Source organism: Nocardia sp. NPDC056000 (assembly GCF_042269265.1).
Lineage (GTDB): Bacteria > Actinomycetota > Actinomycetes > Mycobacteriales > Mycobacteriaceae > Nocardia.
In genome coordinates, this window is the sequence record NZ_JBHJXS010000006.1 from 496,244 (window position 1) to 502,788 (window position 6,545).

Sequence of the window (6,545 nt, forward strand, 5' to 3'; positions counted from 1 at the left end):
GAAGTGCCTCACAGGGCGTACTGTCGCGCCAGCTCGTCCAGCAGATCGTTCGCCACCCGCTCCTCCGGAACAGCCACGCCGACACGGAGCATGTGCTCGGCAAGATCGGAATCCCACGGCACCCCGGTAACCCGTCCGACCGGCGGCCCCTTGCCGTCGACCGCGGCCAAATAGTCCGAGCTGCTCATTCGCCACGGCAGCGCTCCCAGCCTGGCCACCACATTCGCCGCGATGCGCAGACCCTCGCCATCGAAGTCACCGTGGTAGTGCAGTTCCGTTCCGGCATCACGGAGGTGTTGGAGCAAACGCACTCCCGCGCTACTGGGCCAGCCCGATACGCAGATGAGCGGCGGACAACGGTCACCGAATCGGCGCAGCGCCACTGCCATGACACTGGGGTTCTCAACCACAGCAACTCGATCCGGAGCACCGAGAAAGCACGGCACCGATCGCAACTGCTGCAGGGTCAATCCAGCGGCGTGACCGGAATTCGCGCAAGCATCCAGGATTTTGCCGACGACCGAATCCCCCACACCGCTCAGTCCGGCCGCGAGCACCGTGGAGGACAGTTCATCGCCGGTGAGACCGGCGCGCTCCCACAGTTTGCGCAGCTGCACCGAGTCCGCAGGCGCGTCGATTCCGAAGACAGCCGCTAATGCCTTGACCACCATGCCGTGCAAGCGCATACCCTCATCGAGTGCGTGCGGGTCGTGCAGCACCGAGTCCGCGAAAACGGGCACAGGTATCCCAGCACCGGGCAATTCGGAGATGACAAGCAGCGCGCGTTCCAACTCCGCACGAGTCTGCCGAACCGACCCTCGTACCAGCCCGGACCGTCGCATCGCCGCGGCCCATCCCAGCAGCGCGGGCTGCGCTGCCACCACCGCATGCTCGTTCAGCCAGTCCCACAACAGCTTTCGTTCAGCGGCGGCTTCACGACGTTCAGCCGAACGGTCACCGATCGGACCCACGATCTGCTCGACAACCGACCGCACCGACAAGCCGGTCACCGCGACGACAGCTGACTCGAGACTGTCCATCTCCACGGTGGCGAACTCCATCGGCAGCCGCTCCCACCCGAAGAACTCGGCTGTGGCGGTGCGTTCGAGTTCGGCCAGCGGGCCGACGGTCACCCTTCGCACCGCCTGCCCCGATGACAGGCGCCGATGCACTTCGCGCCAGAGTTGCGCGAGCCCAGGATCAAGGCGATCGATGGCGGAGTTCGGCATCGGCTGAGATTACCGGGCACAGCGGCGCCGCACTCACTCTCGACGGAATACGCGCCAGCTAGATGCCGGTCGCTTCATCTATCGATGGGTAGGCCATGAACTCAAACCCGGCCGGGCGTAAGTGCGAATTGCATTCCACAACAGTTGATTTGACATCTCCAAACCTGCGGTCAACCGAGCAGAAAGAGCCGGCTTTTATCTCAGTCATGGGAGAATCAGGCGAGCCGATCGCGAGGGGGAATCTCGATGGTGTTGACCGCACGCTACCAACCCAGGGGCAATCCGGCGTCCGTTCGTGAACCGGGATGCGGTGTTCCTACGTTTCGATGAGCTGCTCGCCGAGTCGACGCACACGCCAAAGGTGCTGCTGACAGGGATCGGCGGGATCGGGAAGTCACGGTTGCTGGCTGAGCTGAAAGCGCGGGCCGGTAAGGAGCATGCGAGCAACAGGTCCGGTGAACGTCCGAATTCCGGTGGCCGGTGCCGACATCATGGATCTGCGGATCTGGCCGGAAGTACAGATATTGCGCAGGCAATCGAGCCTTTTGTAGCAGCGGCTCCTCGATTGCGTTGGGAGTCGGCTCACCCGACCTACCAGATCCAGGATTTCATCATCGGCGACCTGCTCGACGACATCGCGCCACGTGGGCGCGCTGTCCCCGATTGCGTACCACGCGATGTCCCAAAGCTCTTCGCTGATCTGCGCAGAATCCCCGCCGAGCTGCTGCCGACGTTGCCCAGCTCATCAACAGAAGATCCGCCAGCGTTCGCCCACCGGCTATCGGACATCACCGAACGCGCATACCAGGAGAATCAGCATCGATTCGGTTCGCTGTTCAGAAGCTTGGGTGTGCCCGAGAACCCGCTTGCCACACTACTTTCCGGCTGGAGCACCCTCGAAGCCCGCCCGTTCCGTCTCGTACACGCGGACGTACATCGTAAGAACATGATCATCCAGAACGGCATCGCCGTCGTGTTCCTGGATTGAGAGCTGGCGTTGTTCGGTGATCCGCTGTATGACGTTGCCAGCCATCTACACAAGATGGGTCACCAGGAAGAAGAACGCTCCGCCGTCCTCTTCCAGTGGGGTCGTCGCCGAGCCCGAGGCCGCAGCCGGCCGCTGGGAGGCCGATCTGCGTACGTACTTGAACCATGAACGGATCAAATCCGTCATCGTCGATACGGTGCGGTACGCCAAGGTGCTCGTCGAAGAAGCCGAACCGCCGATCAAGAGCGGGCGCTGGTGATCAACCTCCTCGCCAAAATCAATACCGACCACGAGATTTGGGAGAGTAGCGCACGGTTCGATGCCGAAAGGGTTGAGTTGAAGCTTCGCAATCGAAGCTGATGAACGGTCTCAGGACTCTCCTTGCAATCGGAGTCCTAAGGCCGCGCGTCTGCATATGCACCGACTCGTGAGGACGCCAACAAGGATATCGGCAAGTTCGACTTCTTCTGATTCTGGCACTCCGGGCCTCGAATCCAAATAATCAGTCAACTAGCTTGAAATGAAATACACTCCTTCACACGCGATGAATTTAAGTTCTTAACGACAGAGCTACAAGAAAGCTGGAGGCTTCCTATACCACCCGACGATAACATCGACGAGGTGAACGATATTTTGAGTTCTCATAATCGGGGCCGAGGCATTCTGTTCAAAATCTTTCGAAGCATCTGTTGTGCGCCAGAGGCTAGAATCGGCTACTGGTGCTTTCATGTGCGGATCTAGCCGCTTAAAGAACTCGGTAATGTCATCAATATCGATCAATTCATCTCTCGCGCGCAGCTGCTGAAATACCCCGGCTAACACGCGGATCATACCCACGGATCCAAGCAGGGATGAGCGGCGAAGTATTTGAGCTTTGGTCAATTCTCCGAGCTCACGCTCGGTCTCTGAAATTTCATCTTCAGTCACCGCCGCAAGGTCGACGAAAGCATTCGAGATGACATCTAAGAAGTCTTTGACACGCTCGATAACCTCGCCGTCCGTAAGTGTTTGTTCCGCCTTCCTGCTGATACGACCACCAGGTCCAGCAACGACGGCCCGGGTAATATCTGCGACATGCTTAGCCCCCATGAGATTCGGATTACTTGGCGTCATCCGATCTTGTTCAGCATCAACCCTGCCTTTCAACAACGGATGGTCAAGCACGTCAGACAGAGTTCGGTTTGCAACCTTTGAGCTATCGAAACGCGCGCGAACAGCGCTGCTTATACCTTTTGCGTTGTCTGCAACGTCGACAAACATTTGCCGCGCCTTGATGGGGTCCGGTTCGAGGTATATGTCCAGTCCGACGAATTCTACTTTGAGTCGATTCATCTGACCAATAAGTTTTTCCCGCTCACCTCGAAGTCTAATTGCCTTTTCGGGCCCAATCTTCCGCGCCATATCACGGTCAACGCCGGAAATCGCATTTGTGATGCGCTGTTTCTCAATCGAGACACCCAAAACACGATGCTGACCATCGATCGTATGCAAAGGCGACACCCCGCCAATCGCCCACGGAATGGTCAGGTATCCAACCGATCCGTCATCTACCAGTCCCTCAAATACGCATCCACCGTCATCTCGGGCAAGCAATGCGGGTGCCACCCAATCCATCGTGCAATCCAGATATTCCCCAAAATGCTTAGCGTGAAGTCGATCGACTTTGCGGTTATCCTTATCAACATTATTCGGGTCTGGGATCGGCAGGATAGTAGGCAAGTCAAGCAGAGGCACTCGCACGGTGTAGACAAGGCGGCCGCCCTGAGTGGTTCGCATAGCCAAGTAAGTGCTTGAGTCCTGAGGCTTCGACAGTCGAAGCGGGTTGATGACAATGCTCATGTAAATCCCCGTGGATGAGTTTGACGGTAATCGAGCAGTTTATGACGCCAGATTAGCCGACCGGGAACCAGAAACTCAAGCACTTCCTCATTATCATACCGTCCAGAATCCAAATAGTTCCCGAAGTGAGTAGGGCCAGCCTCCCAAGCTCACCGTTGGACACTGTGGACGTTAGATAGGCTACGAATCCACAGTGTCCAATGGATGCGATTCTTGGCGTGTCGCTCACCAGATCGGCGAAACCCTTGCAAATTCACGTCATGTGGCTCGAATATTGACGGACGGAATACCGTCGACCCGAAGAGTACTACTCCAGGCGAGAGCTATCCGTCAAGATCAGATCGGCCGATAGAGCAAAATGGATTGCCCGCTCGCACCGCTAGCCAAAATTTGCGCACATTGTCCGAAATATCCATTGTCTACATTCCTAACTACAAGCCAGCAGTCTCGTCATCTGCAGAAGGGCGAACCCTTGAGCCGCGAACAGTCCTCTCGTGAGGACAAAAATCAACCGATTTCCCAAACCGAACGGTCATTCAACTGGCCGACCGCGTTAACGGTGATATCACTACTGCTGATGATTCTGAGCTTCGATGCGGCACTAATACTCTGCGGTTTCGGCATCACGGCACCACTGATCGTCACACTAGCTTCGGTTTCTACGGTACTCGGCGCCGTACATGGGCAGTTCCGGACTAGCAGAGAACGATTGCGGCGAGCTGTATTGGCAGCCTTGTCCAACCAGGACAAATCATGAGTTCGGGCGGTAGCGAGTTCACTGCGATGATGCGAAGCATACTCAGCCAGTCAGGACTAACGGCGGGCCAGGTAGCCAAGTTCTCTGGCTTGCCGCGTAGTACGGTCTACAACTTCGTTGCCCGAACAAACACAGCCTTACCTCGCAATCCGGTCCAAGTCGAGAAGTTTGCGATCGCTTGCAAACTTTCCAGCACCGATGTTCAGGCTGTCATGCAGACATGGCAAGCACTCTCGGCACGGCAAAGTTCTGGGACGACTCACGTAGAGGAGGAACTGATCGGAAACGCTTTCAGCCGTGAGAGCGCACTCGCATGCCGACAAGGAATTCGCCTAGCCGCGCTGCCTCGATCGTCACAAATTTTGAAGGCGGCGATCGCCGGAACGCTTCTCGCGACGATACTGATAGTCGTCATGGCATCACGAAGAGCATCGACTATCCAAATCGCCGCAGCATAAGGTATTTCAGGACTTCCCCTTCAGCTGGTCGATGTCGACGACGAGATTCTTGCCAGTGCCTGTCACGATGACGGTGGTGCCGTCCATGTGGATTGAGGTGGGGACTACGCCGAAGGGGAGGAGGCCGGCTACGTCGAGGAGGACCATGGGGCGGAGGGCGTTGAAGCGGGCTGTGGCTTCGAGGCGGTCTACCGGGACTCGGTGGAGTTCGCGGCTTTTCAGGTCGCTCAAGGGGAGTTCTACGCCGTGGAGGGTGGCTTCTACGTCTACGAAGCCGAATTTCTCGGTGCCTACGTGGTTTGCCTTGATTACGAGTTCGTCGTATTTGCCTCGGGCGGCTTGGAGTAGGACCGGGAAGCCTTTGATGTCTACCGAGGGGTTGGAGCCGAGGTTGGCTGTGTTGCGCATGGATTCGGCTGCGGCTTTTTCGGCGTAGGCCGCGGCGCCGAAGTCGGCGGCTACTGCCAGGCCCGCGATGATGATCAGGGTGATAAGGAGGGTGCGCACCTCAACATCATGCCAAGGTTGTTGGTGCGCACCGGGGGTCATTTGGTGACTTGGTGGATGAAGCGGGTGAGGTCGTCGGGGGTGTAGCCGAGGAGGCGGGCTCGTTCTATGGACATCAGGAGGAGTTGGGCCAGAATCCTTGCGCCCCAGCCGTCTTTGCCGTCGGTGACCCATTCGTCTACCTTTTCGACGCCGAGGTCGGTCAGGAGCAGACCGTGATCCTTGCGGATCTGCGCGCAGGTGGTGGAGATGGCGTCGAGGAGATCTGTTCCGGGGCGGGTGCATTCGAGGCTGAAGCAGTGCGTCAGGGGTTCGGGGACGCAGCCTTCGGGTGGGGATGACCTGATCGCGGTGTAGGCGGGGTCGTCGGGAGTCGCACCCTCCGAATTGAGGAGGCTGTCTATGAGGGTGAAGCGGTGGTAGCCCGGCGGTGGTTCGGGTGGCCGCGGGGATGCCTTGCGGCCGAAGGACTTTTCGACCTGGTCGGCTGCTACTTCTTTGGATTCGTGGGTGATGGTGATAGTTCGGTGGCCGTCTTCGCCGGTTACCGTCCATCGGCCGCTGTGCGGATCTTCTTCATATGAGAGGTAGAGAGACACGGCTGATATTCGGAGCCGCAAGGGAATTGGTGGTGAAACGAAAAAGACCCCCAGCGAATGCTGGGGGTCTTCTCGAATGATGTTCCGGCGGTGTCCTACTCTCCCACACCCTGTCGAGTGCAGTACCATCGGCGCAGGTGGCCTTAGCTTCCGGGTTCGGAATGGGAC

General features: G+C 58.1%; 6 protein-coding genes and 1 rRNA gene. 2 read left to right on the forward strand and 5 right to left on the reverse strand.

What is annotated here, in order from left to right:
- Positions 1–8: 8 nt before the first annotated feature.
- A complete protein-coding gene (locus tag ACFC4D_RS20860; protein ID WP_376065513.1) occupies positions 9–1,229 on the reverse strand; it encodes a TIGR02679 family protein in 1,221 nt (406 codons plus the stop codon).
- A gap of 295 nt (positions 1,230–1,524) precedes the next feature.
- Here ACFC4D_RS20860 and ACFC4D_RS20865 point away from each other — a divergent pair, with 295 nt between their 5' ends.
- Entirely contained in the window at positions 1,525–2,217 is a 693-nt protein-coding gene (locus tag ACFC4D_RS20865) for a hypothetical protein (RefSeq protein ID WP_376065514.1), read from the forward strand.
- A 28-nt stretch (positions 2,218–2,245) separates the two neighbouring features.
- A complete protein-coding gene (locus tag ACFC4D_RS20870) occupies positions 2,246–2,476 on the forward strand; it encodes a hypothetical protein (RefSeq protein WP_376065517.1) in 231 nt (76 codons plus the stop codon).
- A 311-nt stretch (positions 2,477–2,787) separates the two neighbouring features.
- On the opposite strand, the gene ACFC4D_RS20875 is transcribed toward ACFC4D_RS20870, so the two are convergent.
- The 4 genes from ACFC4D_RS20875 to rrf all read right to left on the reverse strand — a co-directional run.
- Positions 2,788–4,056, reverse strand: a complete 1,269-nt coding sequence (locus ACFC4D_RS20875) for a DNA sulfur modification protein DndB (protein WP_376065518.1) — start codon at positions 4,054–4,056, stop codon at positions 2,788–2,790.
- Between the two features lie 1,221 nt (positions 4,057–5,277).
- Positions 5,278–5,778, reverse strand: coding sequence for an LmeA family phospholipid-binding protein (locus tag ACFC4D_RS20880; RefSeq protein WP_376065520.1), 501 nt, complete (start codon positions 5,776–5,778; stop codon positions 5,278–5,280).
- Between the two features lie 38 nt (positions 5,779–5,816).
- Positions 5,817–6,377: a hypothetical protein gene (locus ACFC4D_RS20885; RefSeq protein WP_376065522.1), complete on the reverse strand. Its 561-nt coding sequence runs from the start codon at positions 6,375–6,377 to the stop codon at positions 5,817–5,819.
- 82 nt (positions 6,378–6,459) lie between these two features.
- A 5S ribosomal RNA gene (gene rrf, locus ACFC4D_RS20890) occupies positions 6,460–6,545 on the reverse strand; the annotation flags it as partial.

Coding starts and splice junctions, on each gene's coding strand:
- ACFC4D_RS20875 (WP_376065518.1), bottom strand. CDS start 4,056: ATGAGCATTGTCATCAACCCGCTTCGACTGTCGAAGCCTCAGGACTCA.
- ACFC4D_RS20860 (WP_376065513.1), bottom strand. CDS start 1,229: ATGCCGAACTCCGCCATCGATCGCCTTGATCCTGGGCTCGCGCAACTC.
- ACFC4D_RS20870 (WP_376065517.1), top strand. CDS start 2,246: ATGACGTTGCCAGCCATCTACACAAGATGGGTCACCAGGAAGAAGAAC.